The 18,810-nt window shown below is 67.0% G+C and carries 16 protein-coding genes, 4 tRNA genes and 1 pseudogene; 10 read left to right on the plus strand and 11 right to left on the minus strand.

Features of this window, described 5'->3' with window-relative positions; all coding sequences use genetic code 11:
- Window positions 1-23: 23 nt before the first annotated feature.
- A pseudogene (locus V3G39_07245) lies at window positions 24-416 on the minus strand (GNAT family protein).
- A 204-nt stretch (window positions 417-620) separates the two neighbouring features.
- On the opposite strand from V3G39_07245, the gene V3G39_07250 reads away from it, so the two are divergent.
- On the plus strand, window positions 621-1,508 hold the full coding sequence (locus V3G39_07250; GenBank protein ID XAS77826.1) for an alpha/beta hydrolase: 888 nt from the start codon (window positions 621-623) through the stop codon (window positions 1,506-1,508).
- Between the two features lie 31 nt (window positions 1,509-1,539).
- Here V3G39_07250 and V3G39_07255 read toward each other — a convergent pair.
- Both V3G39_07255 and bcp read right to left on the minus strand, forming a co-directional pair.
- Window positions 1,540-1,621 (minus strand) — tRNA-Leu (locus V3G39_07255).
- 65 nt (window positions 1,622-1,686) lie between these two features.
- The gene (gene bcp / locus V3G39_07260) at window positions 1,687-2,154 is read right to left on the minus strand and encodes a thioredoxin-dependent thiol peroxidase (protein XAS77827.1); all 468 of its coding nucleotides are present in this window, start codon (window positions 2,152-2,154) and stop codon (window positions 1,687-1,689) included.
- 102 nt (window positions 2,155-2,256) lie between these two features.
- Here bcp and V3G39_07265 point away from each other — a divergent pair, with 102 nt between their 5' ends.
- Together V3G39_07265 and V3G39_07270 are read left to right on the plus strand one after the other, a co-directional pair.
- Window positions 2,257-2,535 carry a DUF3618 domain-containing protein gene (locus V3G39_07265; protein XAS77828.1) on the plus strand — a complete coding sequence of 93 codons (279 nt, stop codon included), beginning with the start codon at window positions 2,257-2,259 and terminating at the stop codon, window positions 2,533-2,535.
- A 53-nt stretch (window positions 2,536-2,588) separates the two neighbouring features.
- Window positions 2,589-2,885, plus strand: a complete 297-nt coding sequence (locus V3G39_07270; protein ID XAS78198.1) for a co-chaperone GroES — start codon at window positions 2,589-2,591, stop codon at window positions 2,883-2,885.
- Between the two features lie 96 nt (window positions 2,886-2,981).
- Here V3G39_07270 and V3G39_07275 read toward each other — a convergent pair.
- Window positions 2,982-3,057, minus strand: a tRNA-Lys gene (locus tag V3G39_07275).
- 125 nt (window positions 3,058-3,182) lie between these two features.
- On the opposite strand from V3G39_07275, the gene V3G39_07280 reads away from it, so the two are divergent.
- Window positions 3,183-4,955 carry a YihY/virulence factor BrkB family protein gene (locus V3G39_07280; GenBank protein ID XAS77829.1) on the plus strand — a complete coding sequence of 591 codons (1,773 nt, stop codon included), beginning with the start codon at window positions 3,183-3,185 and terminating at the stop codon, window positions 4,953-4,955.
- A 55-nt stretch (window positions 4,956-5,010) separates the two neighbouring features.
- Here V3G39_07280 and V3G39_07285 read toward each other — a convergent pair.
- The 3 genes from V3G39_07285 to V3G39_07295 all read right to left on the minus strand — a co-directional run bounded on the left by V3G39_07285 (window position 5,011) and on the right by V3G39_07295 (window position 6,125).
- A tRNA-His gene (locus tag V3G39_07285) sits at window positions 5,011-5,086 on the minus strand.
- A gap of 96 nt (window positions 5,087-5,182) precedes the next feature.
- Window positions 5,183-5,827 (minus strand): oligoribonuclease, encoded by a 645-nt coding sequence (gene orn, locus V3G39_07290; protein XAS77830.1) that lies wholly within the window; start codon window positions 5,825-5,827, stop codon window positions 5,183-5,185.
- 224 nt (window positions 5,828-6,051) lie between these two features.
- Window positions 6,052-6,125 (minus strand) — tRNA-Arg (locus V3G39_07295).
- Between the two features lie 77 nt (window positions 6,126-6,202).
- Here V3G39_07295 and V3G39_07300 point away from each other — a divergent pair.
- From V3G39_07300 to ettA, 3 genes are all read left to right on the plus strand, one after another.
- Window positions 6,203-7,918 (plus strand): ABC transporter, encoded by a 1,716-nt coding sequence (locus V3G39_07300; GenBank protein ID XAS77831.1) that lies wholly within the window; start codon window positions 6,203-6,205, stop codon window positions 7,916-7,918.
- Window positions 7,915-9,558: a GTPase gene (locus V3G39_07305; GenBank protein ID XAS77832.1), complete on the plus strand. Its 1,644-nt coding sequence runs from the start codon at window positions 7,915-7,917 to the stop codon at window positions 9,556-9,558. Before V3G39_07300 ends, V3G39_07305 begins: the two co-directional genes overlap by 4 nt.
- A 91-nt stretch (window positions 9,559-9,649) precedes the next feature.
- Complete coding sequence (gene ettA, locus V3G39_07310) at window positions 9,650-11,332, plus strand: energy-dependent translational throttle protein EttA (protein XAS77833.1); 1,683 nt, start codon at window positions 9,650-9,652, stop codon at window positions 11,330-11,332.
- A gap of 104 nt (window positions 11,333-11,436) precedes the next feature.
- On the opposite strand, the gene V3G39_07315 is transcribed toward ettA, so the two are convergent.
- Window positions 11,437-12,399, minus strand: coding sequence for an acyl-CoA thioesterase II (locus tag V3G39_07315; GenBank protein ID XAS77834.1), 963 nt, complete (start codon window positions 12,397-12,399; stop codon window positions 11,437-11,439).
- 57 nt (window positions 12,400-12,456) lie between these two features.
- Between V3G39_07315 and V3G39_07320 the strand changes: the two genes are divergently transcribed.
- Window positions 12,457-12,915 (plus strand): thioesterase family protein, encoded by a 459-nt coding sequence (locus V3G39_07320; protein ID XAS77835.1) that lies wholly within the window; start codon window positions 12,457-12,459, stop codon window positions 12,913-12,915.
- Window positions 12,916-12,917: 2 nt separating this feature from the next.
- Complete coding sequence (locus tag V3G39_07325) at window positions 12,918-13,550, plus strand: hypothetical protein (GenBank protein ID XAS77836.1); 633 nt, start codon at window positions 12,918-12,920, stop codon at window positions 13,548-13,550.
- Window positions 13,551-13,576: 26 nt separating this feature from the next.
- On the opposite strand, the gene V3G39_07330 is transcribed toward V3G39_07325, so the two are convergent.
- Genes V3G39_07330 through V3G39_07340 form a run of 3 tightly spaced genes read right to left on the minus strand, consistent with a single transcriptional unit; the run spans window position 13,577 to window position 16,579 of the window.
- A complete protein-coding gene (locus V3G39_07330; protein ID XAS77837.1) occupies window positions 13,577-15,226 on the minus strand; it encodes a glycoside hydrolase family 13 protein in 1,650 nt (549 codons plus the stop codon).
- A complete protein-coding gene (locus V3G39_07335) occupies window positions 15,219-15,641 on the minus strand; it encodes a globin (GenBank protein XAS77838.1) in 423 nt (140 codons plus the stop codon). Before V3G39_07335 ends, V3G39_07330 begins: the two co-directional genes overlap by 8 nt.
- Window positions 15,642-15,664: 23 nt before the next feature.
- Complete coding sequence (locus V3G39_07340) at window positions 15,665-16,579, minus strand: mechanosensitive ion channel domain-containing protein (protein XAS77839.1); 915 nt, start codon at window positions 16,577-16,579, stop codon at window positions 15,665-15,667.
- A 74-nt stretch (window positions 16,580-16,653) separates the two neighbouring features.
- On the opposite strand from V3G39_07340, the gene malQ reads away from it, so the two are divergent.
- Complete coding sequence (gene malQ / locus V3G39_07345) at window positions 16,654-18,768, plus strand: 4-alpha-glucanotransferase (protein XAS77840.1); 2,115 nt, start codon at window positions 16,654-16,656, stop codon at window positions 18,766-18,768.
- Window positions 18,769-18,810: the final 42 nt, after the last annotated feature.

The following is an 18,810-nucleotide window of genomic DNA, read 5'->3' on the forward strand; positions in this document are numbered from 1 at the left end:
CGCCGGACGGTGCCCTCGATCGCGAAACCGGCCCGTTCGTAGACCCTGATGGCGCGGGTGTTGAAAGTGAAGACGGTCAAGGTGATTCGTTCGATTCCGACCGCGAAGGCATGCTCGAGAAGCAGTGCGAGCGCCTCGCTGCCGCGGCCACGGTTCTGCCCGTTCGGGGCCAGCAGTGTCCGGAAGTTACAGCTGCGGGCGGCTGGGTCCCACTCGTTGAGGACGACCTCGCCCACGCACTTGCCGCTGGCCAGGTCGACCACCGCCAGATCGAGCCGGTCGAGTTGAGCGGCGCGGGTCAGATACCACTCACGTAGCTTCTCCGGACCGTCATCGCCCGGCGCGTTTGCTTCCTCGCTGCTCGCCACGCTCCCGGTCAGGCGGCGGATGTCGGGATCTGCAATCGCTGCCGTCATGGCCGGCAGATCGTTTTCCCGGAACGGGCGCAGTTGTACCCGCACACCGGTCAGGATCGGTTTCGGGGCCAGCGGATGGTCTGGGGTCACTCGCAGACACTAACGTTCTGCAGAACCCTCGGAACGGGCGCAGTGGGTGTCACCGTGTCGCCGCCAGCTCCTTGGACTCCGAGCTCTGCGCACTCATCTCCCGGGAGCACCACTATGACGAGTACTGCCATGACCCTGCTGGAACTTCCCGACGGGCGCCACCTGGACGTGCTGGTGGACGGGCCGGATATGGCCCCGACTCTGCTGTTCCACCACGGCACGCCGGGCTCGGCTGCGCAGTACCGGTTCATCACCGGTGCGGCCCGGGCTCTCGGTCTGCGAACGGTCACCTACTCCCGACCCGGGTACGGAGGCTCATCCCGCCACGCCGGTCGTACGGTCGCCGATGCCGTCCCGGACGCACTGGCGGTCCTGGACCACGTCGGGGCCGCTGACTGCGTGACCGCGGGATGGTCCGGTGGCGGGCCGCATGCGCTGGCGTGCGGGGCGCTCGCCCCGGACCGGGTGCGGGGCGTGTTGTCGATGGCGGGTGTCGCGCCGTACGACGCTGCAGACCTGGATTTCCTCGCCGGCATGGGAGCGGAGAATGTCCAGGAGTTCGAGGCGACGCTCGCAGGCGAGCAGCGGCTACGCGAAATCCTCACCCCCGAGGCCGAGCACCTCGGTCAGGCGACCACTGAGGTCATCGCCGCAGAGATGGCCACGTTGTTGTCGGCATCCGACCTTGCTGTCCTCAGCGACGACTTCGGTGCCGATCTGGCTGCCAACTTCCGCGAGGGCCTGCGAAACGGACCGGACGGCTGGATCGACGATGACCTCGCCTTCGTTCGGCCGTGGGGTTTCGATCCTGCTGCGATCGGCGTACCGACATCGGTATGGCAGGGCAGCGAAGACCTGATGGTTCCCTACGCGCACGGTCAGTGGCTCGCCCGAAATGTAGGGCGAGCCACAGATCGGGCACACCTGCTGGAGGGTGAGGGTCACCTGTCGGTGATCATCGGCAGCATCGAGGCAATGCTCACCGAGCTGGTTGCCGGATAACACCGGCATACCGAACCCGGCGGTACGTCAGTGCGCGAGGCGGGACTCGAACCCGCACACCCGAAGGCACCAGGACCTAAACCTGGCGCGTCTGCCAATTCCGCCACTCGCGCGCGCCGCACCATCGTAGGGTGCCGCCGGGCCCGCGACCACCGCGGCGGCTACCCAGGCGGCGTGGTCAGCCGATCTTGAGGGCCTTACGCAGTGCGGCGACGTGTCCGGTGGCCTTGACGTTGTACTTCGCCAACTCGACGTTGCCATCCGGGTCGATCACGATCGTCGAGCGGATCACGCCGGTGACCGTCTTCCCGTAGAGGTTCTTCTCACCCCATGCGCCGTACGCCGTCAGCGTCGCCTTGTCCGGGTCGGCCAGCAGCGGGTAGGACAGCAACTCCTGCTCCGCGAACTGGGTGAGTTTGTCGGTCGTGTCGGGGGAGATGCCCAGGACGGCGTATCCGGCGGCTTTCAGCGGCTCCAGCGAGTCGCGGAAATCGCACGCCTCGGTCGTGCAACCGGGGGTCATCGCCGCCGGGTAGAAGAAGAGCACCACGTGCTGACCGGCGTAGTCGGACAGTGCGACCTGCTCTCCGGTGTGGGAGGTGAGTTCGAAGGTAGGTGCCGGCGTACCGGTGTCGAGTCGTGACATGCGGTTCTCCCGAAGGTTTGAGGGCTGGTTTGCGTTATCGTCTCAGGCAGAGCAGTACGCCGGTTCAGGCACTTCCACCAGACGCCTTCTTCAAGGAGAACCATGGCCGACAAGTCCAAGCCCGCAGCACCCACCGCCAAGGACATCGAAGCGGACCTCGCTGCGAGTCGCGAACGCCTGGCCAGCACGATCGATGAGCTGGCGTTCCGCGCCCAGCCCAAGGAAATTGCCCGTCGTGGCGCGGAGGACGTGAAGTTGAAGGTCAACGCCGCGACCCGGACCCCCGACGGCAACCTCGCGACAGACAAGATCGGCTACGCCGTCGGCGGCATCGGAGCGGTCTCCCTGTTACTGGGTCTGATCCGGCGCGCGCGCTCCTGACGTTGAACTCCCACGGTCCGCTCGGGCCCGCTCCGGGGCGGTTGCCGATCCGGATGCTGCACGACCGCGTCCTGGTTTCTACCGGGGGCGAGGCCGGCGAACGACGCTCCGGGGGCGGCATCGTCATACCTGCGACTGCGAGTGTCGGTAAGCGACTGATGTGGGCGCAGGTGATGGCCGTCGGTCAGCACGTACGGCAGGCACAGGTGGGGGATCGGGTGCTTTTCGATCCTGAGGAGCGTGCCGAGGTGGAGCTGTCCGGGCGGGACTACATCCTGCTACGTGAGCGCGACCTGCATGCAATCGCCCAGGACGACAGCGACCAGGGCGGCACAGGCCTGTATCTGTGAGCTGGGGCCGGCCGCGAACATCGGCTCCCAGAGGTTCGACACCGCAGCACGAAGCGCCCGGCACATATGTACCGGGCGCTTCCTGTTATTTCGAAGTGGTGCGCCATCAGGGACTCGAACCCCAAACCCGCTGATTAAGAGTCAGCTGCTCTGCCAATTGAGCTAATGGCGCAACGGGGAGAGACTCTAGCAGGGGCTCTGCGCCAGAGCGAAATCGCTTCCGCTACCGAGTATTCGACGCCCCGGCGGGTAAGTTTCCCCGCAGTGACCCCAGCCCCGATCGCGAGGACCTCCCCGATGAGCGTCATACCGTATCTGCCCGTCGAACGACCACAGGAAGAGATCCCTGCGACCGCGCAGAAGCCCGACTGGTCCGTAGCGTTCAAGCGGGCGCGCACCAGGTTTTCCCAGGACGAGTGCACCGACAAGGCCGCCTCGCTCACCTATTACGGGATGCAGTCGATTTTTCCGGCGCTGATTGCCTTGCTGTCGTTGATCAATGTTTTCGGCAACGGCAAGGAGACCACCACCAAGCTGGTCAATATCCTGGCTCAGATTGCCGGTAAGAAACCGGGTGACCTCTCGGCGATCACCACCTTCATCAACAGCGTCAACACAGCGGGCGGAGGCACCATCGCGCTGGTCGTGGGTATCGGCGGCGCAATCTGGTCCGCGTCCGGGTATGTCGGTGCCTTCGGGCGGGCGCTGAACCACATCTACGACATCGGCGAGGGCCGCCCGTTCATGCGGCTGCGTCCGGTGCAGCTGTTCGTGACCATTGTCGATCTGGTGCTGGTCATCGTGGTGATTTTTGCGATCACCACGACTGGTGCCGTTGCTACCTCGATCGCGGGCGAGGTCGGCATCCCCAGCCAGGCCGTTCTGATCTGGGACATTGCCAAGTGGCCCTTCGTCGCTCTCATCGTGGTGTTCCTCATCTCGCTGCTCTACTGGTCCACCCCGAACGTCCGCAAGACCAAACGGATGCTGATCAGTTGGGGCGCGCTCATCGCATTCGTGATCTGGGTGATCGGTAGTTTCGCGCTGCTCACCTACTTCCTGCTGACCAGCGGTTCCAGCTACACCAAGACGTACGGCGCGTTCGCCGGCGCGATCATGTTCCTGCTGTGGCTGTGGATCACCAACCTGGCGATGCTGTTCGGTGCTGAGATGGATGCGGAGCTGATCCGCACCAGGCAGCTCAAGTCCGGGATGCCGGCCGAAGAGCTGATCCTGCTGCCTGCGCGCGACGAGAGCGGGCTGGAGAAGAAATCCGACAAGCAGTTGGACATCGTGGAGCAGGCACGCGGTCTTCGAGCCGAGGCGGAGCGTGATCTGAAGACGCCGCACAGCGATGCGCTGGATGCGTTCATCAAGGATCAGGCAGACTCCAAGGACAAGAAGAATCCCTACGGGCCTGACGTACGCACGATGCGGGTCACCGAACAGGAAAGCGTTACCGACACGATGATCGAGATGGGCAACGTCCGGCTGGACCGCGACGAGGCCTCCGGCAAAGCGAAGAAGGAGGCTGTTATGACACGTAGCACCGGTGATCCTGAGCAGGATCGCGAACAGGTCGAGAAGTCGCGCGCGCAGCGCACGGCGGTTGCAGTGGCCCACTCCAAGCGGGAAAGGGTCGTGCGCGACCGCCTGGCGGCCGCTGAGGCCAAGGCGGCCACGAAGCGTGCAGCACAGCAGAAAAAGCAGCAGGAGCAGCTGCAGGCGTCAGCTCAGGCTCTCCCGCAGAGCAAGCGGTGGGAAGCGGTGGAGGCCGTCCGGGCGCAGCTTGCACCGACGGAGTCCGTCGACCGCGACCACATCGAAGCCGAGCGGGCCGACCGCCGGTCGCAGTTCTGGGCGCGGACGAAGGAAGCCGCCAAGGTGAAGGCCCGTCAGGACCGCGAGGCGCCGGCGCCGCTGCCTGCAAGCGGCTCACACGCCGCCGGTGAGCACGAGATCCCCTTGCGCGCCGAAGACGTCGATCATCGCGAGAGCGCGGCCCAGGCAGTGCTGGGAGCCGAGCGTGCGCATCGTCGCGACGACTGGTACGCCAGCCACCAGCGATAGCCGCTGAATGACAATTGCCCGACACGACGTGATGTCGTGTCGGGCAATTGCCGTGTGGGGTGAGTGACGGGACTTGAACCCGCGACCACCGCGACCACAACGCGGTGCTCTACCAGCTGAGCTACACCCACCATGGTGTTGCGCCGACCGCTGCGACAGACGTAAACGAAAGCAGCGGCGGCAGCGCAGGCAACGCGGACGATCATACCTGCCGCGCAGCCCCCGCCCTACACCCCTGCGGCTGGGGTCTGCTTCGCCTCGTACTCGGCCGCGATGCCGCGTGCTGTCTTTGTGTCCGGACCGGGAGGAGCCACGAAAACGGCCTGGCGCCAGTAGCGCAGCTCATCGATCGACTCGCGGATGTCGGCCAGCGCGCGGTGCCCGCCGTTCTTGGCAGGAGCAGCGAAATACGCCTTGGGGTACCACCGGCGAGAGAGTTCCTTGATCGAGGACACGTCGATGATCCGGTAGTGCAGATGTGCTTCCAGGACGGGCATGTCACGAGCCAGGAAGCCGCGATCGGTGCTGACGGTGTTCCCGGCGAGCGGCCAGCGGCGCTCTTCGGGGGCGAACTCGTTGATATAGGCCATCACCTGCTCCTGGGCGGCCGTCATACTCAACCCGGCATCCAGTTCCGCCAGCAGACCGCCGGTGGTGTGCATGGTGCGCACGAAGTCGTTCATCTGCTCCAGAGCCTGCGCGGGCGGCTTGATGATCACGTCGACGCCGTCGCCGAGCTGGTTGAGGTCGAAGTCGGTGACCAGCGCCGCCACCTCGATCAGGGCGTCGTGCTCCAGGGACAGGCCGGTCATCTCGCAGTCGATCCACACGATGCGGTCGGTGCGTGCTTTGTCTTCGCTCACACCGGACACCCTAGGGGCGCGACATTCCGGCCCCCATCCTCACCCGCTGCGGGGGGCGTGCGTCGCAGTATCTGACCCTTGCGCACTGCACCATCCGATCCTGCGGCGGACTGCACGTGTGCCGGACGGGGACGGACGGGCCTGGGTGAAGGAAAGGAGCTCCACAAAGCTCGTTACCGAGCCATCCGCAGCCCTGTCTCCTTCCTGCAGGCACACCCGGTGAAGCCGGACAGTGCCCCCGGCAGGATTCGAACCTGCGACCTAGGGATTAGAAGGCCCTTGCTCTATCCATCTGAGCTACGGGGGCGAGCGCAGCAAGTGTAGGACGCGCGGCGGCCGGCCGGGTGAGTTGAGTATGACGATCCGACGCGCGAGACTTGCGCCGTGACACGAGCGCTCGAGGCAACAGTGCTGCACGCGGCGCTGCAGGCCCTGCGCGCGCAGGTGCAGAGCGTCGCGTTGCCCTTGGACGTGCAGGGGGCGCCGGCCGTTCGGCATACCCGCCGCGAGTTGCTCGCCCAGCTCGATGACTACCTGATACCGCGGTCTGCAGCGTTGGATGCACCGCTGCTCGCCGTGGTCGGTGGATCCACCGGCGCCGGAAAGTCGACCCTGGTCAACTCGGTGGTCGGGGAACAGGTGAGCAGAAGCGGTGTGCTGCGGCCGACGACGATGTCGTCCACGCTCGTACACCACCCGCAGGACGCCCGCTGGTTCAGCGACGACCGCGTGTTGCCCGGTCTGGCGCGGATCACCGGTGATCACGGCGATGTGAGCGACCCGGGCTCGCTCCGACTGGTGGACTCCAACGGGATACCTCAGGGAGTCGCGCTGCTGGATGCGCCCGATATCGACTCGGTCGTCTCGGCGAACCGGGATCTGGCGCGGCAGTTGATGTCGGCGGCCGACCTGTGGATCTTCGTCACCACAGCGACCCGCTACGCAGACGCCGTTCCGTGGCAGTTGCTGCACCAGGCCATCGAGCGCGGTACGTCCGTGGCGATCGTGCTCAACCGGGTCCCCACCGTCGCGATGGAAGACGTGCGGGCCCACTTCGCGGACATGTTGACGCAGCAGGGGCTGGGTAGATCTCCGGTCTTCGCGATCGTCGAGACGGCGCTGGAGGATGACCGGCTGCCGGTCCCGGAGATTGCCCGACTACGCAGCTGGCTGCATTCGCTCGCCGGCGACGCCCACGCACGCAACATCGTCATCCGCCGCACCCTGGATGGTGCGCTGGACTCCCTGGAGCAGCGGACCGGTCAGCTACAGGATGGTGTGAACGCACAGGCGCTTGCCGCGAACCGGTTGCGGGGCGGCGTCCACCAGGGCTTCGCCGGCGCGTTGGGCGGTGTGCAGGAGGGGATGAAGGATGGTTCCCTGCTGCGCGGCGAGGTCTTGGCCCGCTGGCATGAGTACGTCGGCACCGGAGAGGTGCTACGCCAACTGGAGGAGCAGGTCGGCCGCGCCCGGGACCGCATTGCGTCCTACCTGCGGGGGCGCGGCAAGGTCGCTCCTGCGGCACAGGATCTGGGCGATGCTTTGCAGTCCGGTGTCGTGGTGCTCGTGCATTCGCACGCCCAGACCGCGGTGGACGGCATTGCCCGCGGATGGCGCAACAGCGCCGAGGGTGCGCCGTTGATTGCTGCAAACCCGCAGCTGGCGCGTTTGTCACCGGACTTCACGACGCGGGCGGAGCAGCTGACTCGGCGTTGGCAGGGTGACGTGTTGCAGATGGTGCGTGATGAGGCAGCCGGTAAGCGCACGACGGCCCGGTTCCTTGCGTTCGGTGTCAACGGGCTGGGCGTGATGGTGATGCTGATCGCGTTCTCTGCCACCTACGGACTCACCGGTGCGGAGGTCGGTATCGCGGGCGGTTCGGCCGTCCTGGCCCAGCGGCTGCTCGAGGCGCTGTTCGGTGATCAGGCGGTGCGCAGCCTGTCCCTGCGGGCGCGGACGCTGCTGTTGGAAGCCACGGGTGAGCTGTACGCGCAGGAGAGGTCGAGGTACGAGAGCGTGCTCGACGACGGGGCCGCCACCATTCACTCCGATGAAGGTCTGAGGCAGGCAATCCGTACCTTGAAGAAGGCCAGACGATGACTGTTGAGAAGGACGGCGGCCGACCCGTGCCCGCAGTCCCCGACGATCAACTCCTGGCGCGTACCCAGCATCTGCGGGATGCGTTGGAGCACGGCGGCGCACGACTGCCGGTCGGGCAGGTCGACGCGGCCAGGGTGGTACTGGACAAGGTCGCCGCGCGCACGGCGCTCGGCGGCACCCGCACAGTGGTGGCGCTCGCAGGGGCGACCGGGTCGGGCAAGTCCACGCTGTTCAATGCACTGGTGGGGGAGCCCGTTTCGCGGATCGGCGCCCGTCGCCCCACCACCTCCCGCCCGGCGGCTGCGGTATGGGGCGCCGAAGCAAGCTCTGACCTGCTGAGCTGGCTGCAGGTGGATACCCGCCATCAGGTTGCCGAGGACACCCCGCATGCTGCTGAACTGGACGGCATGGTGCTGTTGGACCTGCCCGATTTCGACTCGCATGTGGGTGCGCATCGGATGGAGGCCGACCGGGTGCTCGACCTCGCCGATGTCTTCGTGTGGGTCACCGACCCGCAGAAGTACGCCGACGCCGTCATGCACCGCGACTACGTGTCCAAGCTGTCCGGACATGACGCGGTCACCATTGCGGTGCTGAACCAGGTCGATCTGCTCCCGCGTGACCAGGTCCGCAGCTGCGTCGACGATTTGCGACGGCTGATGTTGGCCGACGGTCTGGACGACGTGCAGATCATCCCCGCGTCGGCCGCACACAACCGAGGTGTCGACGAGATCGTTCTGGCGATCGCCCACGTGGTGCGGGCCCGCAACGCCGCCGAGCAACGACTGCTCGGGGATCTAGCCGTCCGGGCCGAACGGCTGCGCGAGCATGTTGCCGATCGCGAGCCTGCGGTCCAGGACGCGAGCCTCGAACTGGATCGCGCGTTGGGGAAGGCAGCGGCGGTGCCCGTCGTCCTCGACGCGGTCGAGCGGGATTTCGTCATGCATGCCACCCAGCACGGTGGCTGGCCGTTCACTCGATGGGTGACCCGGTTGCGCCCGGCACCGTTGTCGAGGTTGGGCCTGGACAAGGTCGTCAAAGGCGCGTTGAGTCGCCAGGAGAGCAGTACCGTGCTGGGCCGCTCATCGCTGCCGCCGGCCTCTCCCGCTGCGCGCGCCGGCGTCGATCTCGCGACCCGCACGTTGAGTGAGCAGGCCTCGCAGGGTTTGCCACCGCTGTGGGCCGATGACGTGCAGGACGCCGCCGTACCGGACGAACAGCTCTACGACGAACTGGATCGCGGCGTGATGGGGGTCTCCCTGCGCGGACGCGAACCCGGGTGGTGGGCTGCGGTGAGCCTGCTGCAATGGCTGTTCGCCGTGCTGGCGATCGTGGGTGCGGCCTGGTTGCTCGGACTGTGGATACTGCGGCTGGGCCAGATCGAGGTGGCTACGCCCACTCAGGGCGTGTTCCCCGTCCCGCAGTTGATGCTCGTGATCGGGGTGGTCCTCGGGGTGGGGCTCGCTGCCTTGTCCCGATGGCTGGCGCGGCAGGGCGCGCGACGTCGTCGTCGGGTGGTCGCAGCCGAACTCGGCGCCCGGATCAGCACTGTCGCGGCGCAGCAGATCACCGATCCGGTCAACCGCGTGCTGACCGATCATCGACTCACCCGAACAGCGTTGGACGAAGCCACCCGCTGATTCGTCGTGGGCGACCTGCACGCTGGGGCCCACGATTGCGGAGCAGGCACTCGATTCGGCGGGAGTGCGCGTCCCGACTAGCCTCTGCCCTATGCCTGAGTTCATCTACACCATGACCAAAGCGCGCAAAGCAGTCGGCGACAAGGTCATCCTCGACGACGTCTCGATGTCGTTCTACCCGGGCGCCAAGATCGGCGTCGTCGGTCCCAACGGTGCCGGCAAGTCGACCATCCTGAAGATCATGGCGGGCCTTGACCAGCCCTCCAACGGTGAAGCGCGCCTATCGCCCGGCTACAGCGTCGGCATCCTGCTGCAGGAGCCGCCGCTGACCGAGGACAAGGACGTGCGCGGCAACGTCGAGGAGGGCATGGGCCAGATCAAGGCCGATGTCGATCGCTTCAACGCCATCTCCATGGAGATGGCCGAGCCGGACGCCGACTTCGACGCGCTGATGTCCGAGATGGGCACCCTGCAGGAGAAGATCGACGCCGCGAACGCCTGGGACCTGGACTCCCAGCTGGAGCAGGCGATGGACGCGCTGCAGTGCCCTCCCGGCGATGCCGACGTCACTGTGCTCTCCGGTGGCGAACGCCGCCGCGTCGCGCTCTGCAAGCTGTTGCTGTCCAAGCCGGATCTGCTACTGCTGGATGAGCCCACCAACCACCTCGACGCAGAATCGGTGAGCTGGTTGGAACAGCACCTCGCTGCCTACCCCGGCACCGTTCTCGCCGTAACTCACGACCGGTACTTCCTGGACAACGTGGCCCAGTGGATCGCGGAGGTCGACCGCGGCCGCCTCTACCCCTACGAGGGCAACTACTCCACCTACCTGGAGAAGAAGGGCGAGCGGCTCAACGTCCAGGGCAAGAAGGACGCCAAGCTCGCCAAGCGCCTGAAGGCCGAGCTGGAATGGGTGCGCTCCAACGCCAAGGCCCGCCAGGTCAAGAACAAGGCCCGCCTCGCCCGGTACGAGGAGATGGCTGCGGAAGCCGACCGCACCCGCAAGCTGGACTTCGACGAGATCCAGATTCCGCCGGGTCCGCGTCTGGGTTCGCAGGTCATCGAGGTCAAGGATCTGAAGAAGGGCTTCGGCGACCGGGTCCTGATCGAGGGGTTGTCGTTCACGCTGCCGCGTAACGGGATCGTGGGAGTCATCGGCCCGAACGGTGTCGGTAAGACCACGCTCTTCAAGACCATCGTCGGCCTGGAGAAGGCGGATGCAGGTGAAGTGAAGGTCGGCGAGACAGTCGAAGTCTCCTACGTCGACCAGAGCCGTGGTGGGCTGGACGCCGAGAAGTCACTGTGGGAGCTGGTCTCGGACGGGCTGGACTACATCAAGGTCGGCAAGGTGGAGATTCCTTCGCGCGCCTACGTGTCACAGTTCGGCTTCAAGGGACCGGATCAGCAGAAGAAGGCCGGCATCCTGTCCGGTGGGGAGCGCAACCGCCTCAATCTGGCGCTGACGCTGAAAGAGGGCGGAAACCTGCTGCTGCTGGATGAGCCGACCAACGACCTGGACGTGGAGACGCTTGGATCGCTGGAGAATGCGTTGCTGGAGTTCCCCGGCTGCGCCGTCGTCATCAGTCACGACCGGTGGTTCCTGGACCGGGTCGCGACCCACATCCTGGCCTACGAAGGCACCGAGGCGAACCCGGCGAGCTGGTACTGGTTCGAGGGCAACTTCGATGCCTACGAGGAGAACAAGGTCGAGCGGCTCGGCGTCGAAGCCGCCCGCCCGCACCGCGTGACGCACCGTCGCCTGACCCGCGACTGATCAACCCGCCGAGCGGCGGCGTCCACCACCCAGCGGCGAGGTAATAACCTCGCCGCTCGGCGTCGGAGCCCGCCGCTGGACGGACCGACGACGGTCAGCGGTCATCACGCCTGGGGCTTGACCCGGACCATCCCCTCTTGTGCGACCGAGCAGATGAGCGTGCCGTCCAGGCCGAACATCTTGCCCAGCCCGAGACCCCGACCGCCGGACGCCGAGGGCGACTCCTGCTCGTACAGGACCCAGTCGTCGATCCGACCCGGCCGGTGGAACCACATCGCGTGATCCAGTGAGGCGGGCCGAAGCCCGGGGGAGGACCACACCAGGCCGTGGCGCCGCAGCACCGGCTCCAGCAGGGAGTAGTCCGAGGCGTAGGCGAAGACGGCAGCCTGCAGCAGCGGATCTGCCGGCAGTTCGCGCAGCGCCTTCATCCACACCATCTGGTGAGCTGACTGCTGCCGTCCGGGACGGATGAAGAGCGCCCCTTCGACGTTTCGCACGTCCATCGCCCGCTGACGCCAGTGGTGTGCTGTCGGATGGTCGATACCGGCCAGCTCCTGCTCGGTCGTCCAGGCGCGCTCGGGGTCCGGGGCGGCGGGCATCGGTGCCTGGTGGTCCAGTCCGTCGGCCGGCTTCTGGAAGGACAGCGTCGCGGACAGGATCGTCTCGCCGTACTGCATCGCGTGCACCCGGCGTACCGAGAATGAGTTGCCGTCGCGCAGGTTCTCGACCGCGAAACGGATCGGGTGTCTGGAGTCGCCGGCCCGCACGAAATATGCGTGCAGCGAATGGATCTGGCGGTCTTCGGGGGTCGTACGACCGGCGGCGATGACGGTCTGCGCGAGCACCTGGCCACCGAATGCCCGCCCGTGCGGCGTGACCTGTGAGCGCCCGATGAATGCGTCCAGGGTGCGCACCGAGACGTCTGCGTCGATGGCCCCGTCACTCGCCGTCGGTTGGAACGACGTGCTGCCGGCCGGTTGCAGGTCAAGGATCTGCAGTAACGCGCCCACCGGGTCCTGCTCGGCTTGAGCTGCGCTGATTGCGGGGAGGTCGTCGGCATCGGTCACGCGGGCGACTCTATCCGGGGCACCGGTAGGACCCGGGGACCGGCGATAATCATGGGTATGGCGACACATCCCTTCTTCGTTCGCGTCCCGCTGCGCTGGTCCGATATGGACGCGCTGCGCCATATCAACAACGTGCAGTTCGTTCGGTTGCTGGAGGAGGCACGCATCATGGCGTTCCAGGAGTGGTTCGCAGCTGCAGACCAGGAAAACCTGCGGCCCCGGCTGTTGATGGCGCGCTGCGAGATCGACTACCTACGCCAGCTGCAGTACCGCAGCGAGCCGATCGTGATCACCACCTGGGTCACCCGTATTGCCGGCGCGTCGTTCGACATGGGGTACGAGGTGCGTGAATCACCAGACGGTGACGAGGTGTTCGCGACGGCGGAGACGACCCAGGTCGCGTTCGATATGGACACCCAGCGGCCGACCCGGCTGACCGGATATGCCCGTGAGGTGCTGCAGCAGTACGCCGGTGGGCCGGTCACGATGAAGCGCCGCCCGGCAGGGCACATCTGAGCATGGCCATCATTCAACTGGCCGATGCCGACACCTGGGCCGACCTGAGCACCTTCTGTGCGCGAGCTCGCACCCTGGATGCGGACGGCGCGATGCGGCTGCAAGCGAGTGGGACAACGCTCGCGGTGTGGGTGGGGGTCACGTCGGGGCAGGACCTGTCCGGGCGCGGTACAACGCTCGGGCTGCGGGTGCTGGGCCTCGCCGAGCCCGCCCAACTGGATGCCATCGTGCCGATCGGCGCCGTCGGAGACCGGCTGGCGCGTGCGTCGAACGGCACCGAACTTGACGTCCCCCCGCAGGAGGTACGAGCGGCGTGGGCCTCGGTGAGTCCACCTCGCGAGGGGTGGACACCGGCCGGGTCGGTGGCTGTCACCGTGTTGAATGACGCCGCAGCGCAGGGCATAGCGGAGATTGCGCAGGGTGCACCGACCGGATCGGGCAGCGCCGCCGTGCAGGATCTGCGGCGCCGGGTGTGGGGTCGCGCGCTGCCGGGTGAGCGCCCGGAGACCTTGCCTGCCTCGGTGGCATTTGCCGCCTACACCCTCGGATTCCTCGTCGGCGACACCGCGCAGGTCTTCACCGCCGGGCGGTGGCACCGGGTGAGCACCTCTGCCGGTCACGTGCTGTGCCGTTGATCAGCCGGCTCTGATCGGTCCGCGTTTCATCTCGTAGAACTGTCGCCGGTCAGCCACACTGTCGTATCGGTGGGGATCGACCCGCCTGTAAGTGGACCACTGGACGCAACCACCGTCCATCCGGACGGAAGCGCAGAGAGCGTGTCGCCGAAGTTGGTGACTGAGCGCACCGGCCCGTTGTCGAAGACAAGCACAGCTGCGGATGCCTCGACCCACTGCACGACGCCGGCGCCGAGCCCGTGCTCTCGGCGCACTCGCAGCAGGGTGCGGTACAGCTCCAGGGTCGAACCCCGCACGCCCACCTGCTGATCCACAGCCAGTGCGGGGTACGACGCCGGTTGCGGCAGCCACGACTCACCGGTGTCGTTGAACCCGGCGGCCGGCGCATCCCGAACCCAGGGCATCGGCACCCGGCAGCCGTCCCGGCCACGGATCGTGTGCCCGGTGCGGGCGTACGTCGGATCCTGCCGATCCTCATCCGGCATCGTGGTGTGCTCGGGCAGCCCGAGTTCCTCGCCCTGATACAGGTAGGCACCGCCCGGCAGCGCGAGCATCATTGCGGTGGCGGCCCGGGCCCGCCGCAGACCGAGCTCGGCATCCGGCTGCGGGTCCTGCGCGCCGATGCCGTTCAACGTCGCCGACTCGGGTGGCAGACCCATCCGGGTGGCATGGCGGACCACGTCGTGATTGGACAGCACCCAGGTCGTCGGTGCTCCGACGGCGGCGTTGGCCTCCGACGTACCGTCGATGACATCACGCAGTGCAGTCGCCGACCACGGTGTTTCGAGGAATTCGAAGTTGAACGCCTGATGGAACTCGTCCGGCCTCACGTATTTGGCGAGCCGGTCCGGCGGGACCACCCACGCCTCGGCGCACATCATCGGCTCGGTGCCGGACTGCGCGCCATGCTCGTCCAGCAGGGCGCGCCACTCGGGGTAGATCTCGTGCACCCCGGGCTGGTCCCACATCGGCTGACTGCCGTCGGCCACGTGCGACGTACCGTTCGAATCGGGCAACCCCGACTCTTTGACGAGGCCGTGCGCGACATCCACGCGGAACCCGTCGACCCCGCGATCCAGCCAGAACTGCAGGACGCGCTCGAATTCCGCGTGTACTTCGCTGTTTTCCCAGTTCAGATCCGGCTGCTTGACGTCGAAAAGATGCAGATACCACTGGCCGGGAGATCCGTCTGCCTCCCTCACCCGCTCCCAGGCGGGGCCGCCGAAGACGCTGTCCCAGTTGTTCGGCGGCAGTGCGCCATCCAGGCCCGACCCGTCGCGGAACAGGTAGCGGGCGCGCTGCGGTGACCCCGGCGCGGCCGCCAGTGCGGCTGCGAACCAGACGTGCTCGTCGGAGGTGTGGTTGGGCACCAGGTCCACGATCAGCCGCAGGCCCAGGTCGTGCGCGGTGTCGATGAGCGTCTCGGCATCCGTCAGCGACCCGAAGAGCGGGTCCACGTCGTAGTAGTCGGCTACGTCATACCCGGCGTCGGCCTGCGGTGAGGTGTAGAACGGCGAGAGCCACACGGCGTCGACGCCCAGGTCGCGAAGGTAGGGCAACCGGGCGATGATGCCCGGCAGGTCGCCGATTCCATCGCCGTCAGCGTCCGCCCAGGAGCGCGGATAGATCTGGTAGACGACGGCCGATCGCCACCACGGCGCGGTCAGGTCATTCATCGTCGAGGGAATTCACCAACGAGTAGGCCGCGCGGGTGAGGTAGTCGCGCAGCAGGAGGTCGTGGCTCTCGTCCAGGTGCAGGGTGTCGACTGCATTCAGCATGTGCAGCAGCCAACGGTCCCGCTGAGTGGGCGTCACCTGGTAGGGCACATGCCGCATCCGCAGTCGCGGGTGGCCGCGTTGCTCGCTGTAGGTCGTGGGCCCGCCCCAGTACTGCTCCAGGAATCCGAGCAGCCGGTCTTCGGCGGGGCCCAGATCCTGCTCGGGATACAGGGCGCGCAACGGCTGGTCACCCGCGACCCCGACATAGAACTCGTGGACGAGTTTCGCGAAAGTCTCGTGTCCGCCGACCTGCTCGTAGAACGACTGCTGCTCCGGTGGGGGGGTAGACGGTGTCGAGGGTGTCAGCGGCATGGGTGGCAGTCTTCCAGTCGAACTCACTGGGCGTTCCCGGAGGTGTACGGCGGCAGCTGTGGCGACCTGATACCCGCTGCGTCCAGGGCGACCTTCGCGCGCTCGCGGATCTCGCGGGACATGGCGTACTGCTCACCCGGCACGCATTTGGCGATGATCCGCAGGGTCACGCCACCGCCCACGACCGATTCGACACCGGCGACGACGGGGGTCTCCAACAGCTTCTCCTTCCACGGTGATTCATCGTCGACGAGTTCGGTCACCGCGCGGAGGGTCACGAGGGCCTTCTCGATGCTCTGGTCGTAGGCGATGGGTATGTCGATCGTGGTGGTCGCCCAACCCTGCGACTTGTTGCCGACCCGCAGAATCTCGCCGTTGCGTACATACCAGACCACGCCGTTCGCGTCGCGCACCCGCGTCACCCGCAGCGCTACTTCTTCAACGGTGCCGATCGCCTGCCCGGTGTCGATGACGTCACCGACGCCGTACTGGTCCTCCATGATCATGAAGATCCCGGAGAGGAAGTCCCGGACAAGGCTCTGCGCGCCGAAACCGAACGCGACACCACCGACACCGGCGGAAGCGAGCAACGGCGCCAGCGGCACGCCGAGTTCGGCCATCACCATCATGGCGGCGATACCGAAGACGATCAGGGTCGAGACGGACCGCAGCAACGAGCCCATCGTCGCGGCTCGCTGGCGTCGACGTTCAGGGTCCAGGCCGGCCGCTGCACGGATCACCCTGGTGGCGCCGGCAGCGGCGGCAGTCCGCTCGCTGGAGCGGGTCTCCATGGCTGCGACAGCTCGTCGGATCGCGCGATGGATGGCAAAACGTAGCAGGATCGCGCCGAGCACGATGCCGATCACGGCGAGAGGAGTCCCGAGGAAGAGTTCCCACCCGGACTGGGTCGTGCTGGCGGCAAACGGCAGAAACTGCATCGGGCCAGTGTGGCGGCCGCGCCGGGAGCGCCCAAGTTGCTGGTGATCAGCGCCCGCTCTGCAAGACTGCGACCATGTCCGAGGGGTCTTTGCTGGCGCAGCTCGCCCGCGCACATGGAGTTGCCACCGACTATCGGGACTGGAAGGACAACCCGGTCACCGTCTCGGACGAGACGATCGTCGCGGTGCTGGGTGCGCTCGGCGTCGACGTGTCCGACGACGACGCAGCAGCCGCCTCCCTGGCCTCGATGCAGGACGAGGAGTGGCGGCGGGTACTGCCGCCCGTCGTGGTGATCCGGCAGGCCACCGAGCCGTGGGTTGCGGTGCACCTGCCGCATGGCGCCGATCTGCAGGCGCAGGTCGAGCTCGAGCACGGCGGATGCCTGGAGGTGGAGCAGGTCGACCACTGGGTGGACCCACGCGACATCGACGGCGTCAGCATCGGCGAAGCGACGCTGAAGCTACCCGGCTCGCTGCCACTGGGCTACCACGTCCTCGTGGTGCGTACCGGTGCGGACGAGCACCGGATGAGCGTCATCGTCACGCCCGTCCGACTGGAGTTGCCCGCCGCGCTGCGCACCGACCGTGCGTGGGGACTGCAGGCTCAGCTCTACGGCATCCGCAGCGATCGCAGCTGGGGTATCGGCGACGCCGCCGACCTCGCCGAACTGGGCACCTGGGCAGCACGTACCGGGGCAGACTTTGTCCTCGTCAACCCGGTGCATGCTGCCGAGCCGGTCGCGCCGATGGAGGCCTCGCCCTACCTGCCGACGACCCGCCGATTCGTCAACCCGATGTACATCCGGGTCGAGGAGATCGTTGAGCTCGGGTACCTGTCCGCCGCAGAACATCAACTGGTCGAGTGGCACGGGGACGACGCGCGCCGCCTCAACGCGCTGGAGCAACTGGACCGCGACGGGTGTTGGGCGGCCAAGGAAGCCGCGTTGCGGATGATCTTCCGGGTGCCCCGCACGCACCGCCGGGTCCGGGAGTTCGAGCAGTTCTGCACCGCGGAGGGCCAGGGTCTACGCGACTACGCAACCTGGTGCGCGCTGGTCGTCGAGCGCGGACTTCCGTGGCAGGAATGGCCTGCGGAACTGCAGGACCCGGGCACCGACGCGGTGGCCGCAGAGCGCGAGCGCCTCGCGGGCGAGGTCGAATTCCAGTCCTGGTTGCAGTGGATCGCCCAGCGCCAACTGGCCGATGCCCAGCACGAGTTGCGTTCTGCGGGAATGGGCGTGGGTGTCGTGCAGGATCTCGCCGTCGGCGTACACCCCGGTGGAGCGGACGCCTGGGCGCTCGCGGGCGTCCTGGCCAGTGACATCAGCGTCGGAGCACCGCCGGACGACTACAACCAGCTCGGTCAGGACTGGAGCCAGCCGCCGTGGCGCCCGGACCGCCTCGCTGAGCAGAGTTACGCGCCCTACCGGGAGATGATCCGCACCACGCTGGAGATGTCCGGCGGGCTGCGGGTGGACCACATCCTCGGGCTCTTCCGCCTGTGGTGGGTGCCGCGCGGTAAGTCACCGGTCGAGGGCACCTACGTGCGCTACGACCACGAGGCGATGGTCGGCATCCTGGCGCTGGAGGCACACCGCGCGGGGGCTGTGGTCATCGGCGAGGACCTCGGCACGGTCGAGAGCTGGGTGCGCGACTACCTGTCCGAACGCGGCATCCTGGGCACCTCGATCCTGTGGTTCGAACGGGACAGCGAAGGTGCGCCGTTACCGCCCGAGACCTATCGGCAACTGTGTCTGGCCAGCGTCACCACCCACGATCTGCCCCCCACGGCCGGCTACCTGCAGGGTGAGCACATCAGCGTGCGGCACAGCCTCGATCTGCTGACGCAGCCGCTGGAAGAAGAGATCGCCCAGGATGATGCTCAGCGCGAGGCGGTCCTGTCCGCGCTGCGTGCTCGCGGTCTGCTGCGTGAGCAGGCGTCCATCGAGAGTCAGGTCGATGCCCTGCATCGGTTCCTGACATGGGCGCCGAGCAAGATGCTGGGCGTCTCGGTCAACGATCTGGTCGGTGATGTGCGCACCATCAATCAGCCGGGCACCCACGAGGAGTACCCGAACTGGCGGCTGCCGCTCGCGGACGGCGAGGGTCATCCGGTGAGCCTGGAGCAGCTGATGGTCTCGCGTAGGGCGAAGCGGCTGATCCGCTGCGTGACGCAGCGCGACCGCTGAGGGCAGTTCGGCGGCGCAGGCCCGGCATAAAAGTGGGGCCGA

This window comes from Dermatophilaceae bacterium Sec6.4 (assembly GCA_039636865.1).
Lineage (GTDB): Bacteria > Actinomycetota > Actinomycetes > Actinomycetales > Dermatophilaceae > Allobranchiibius.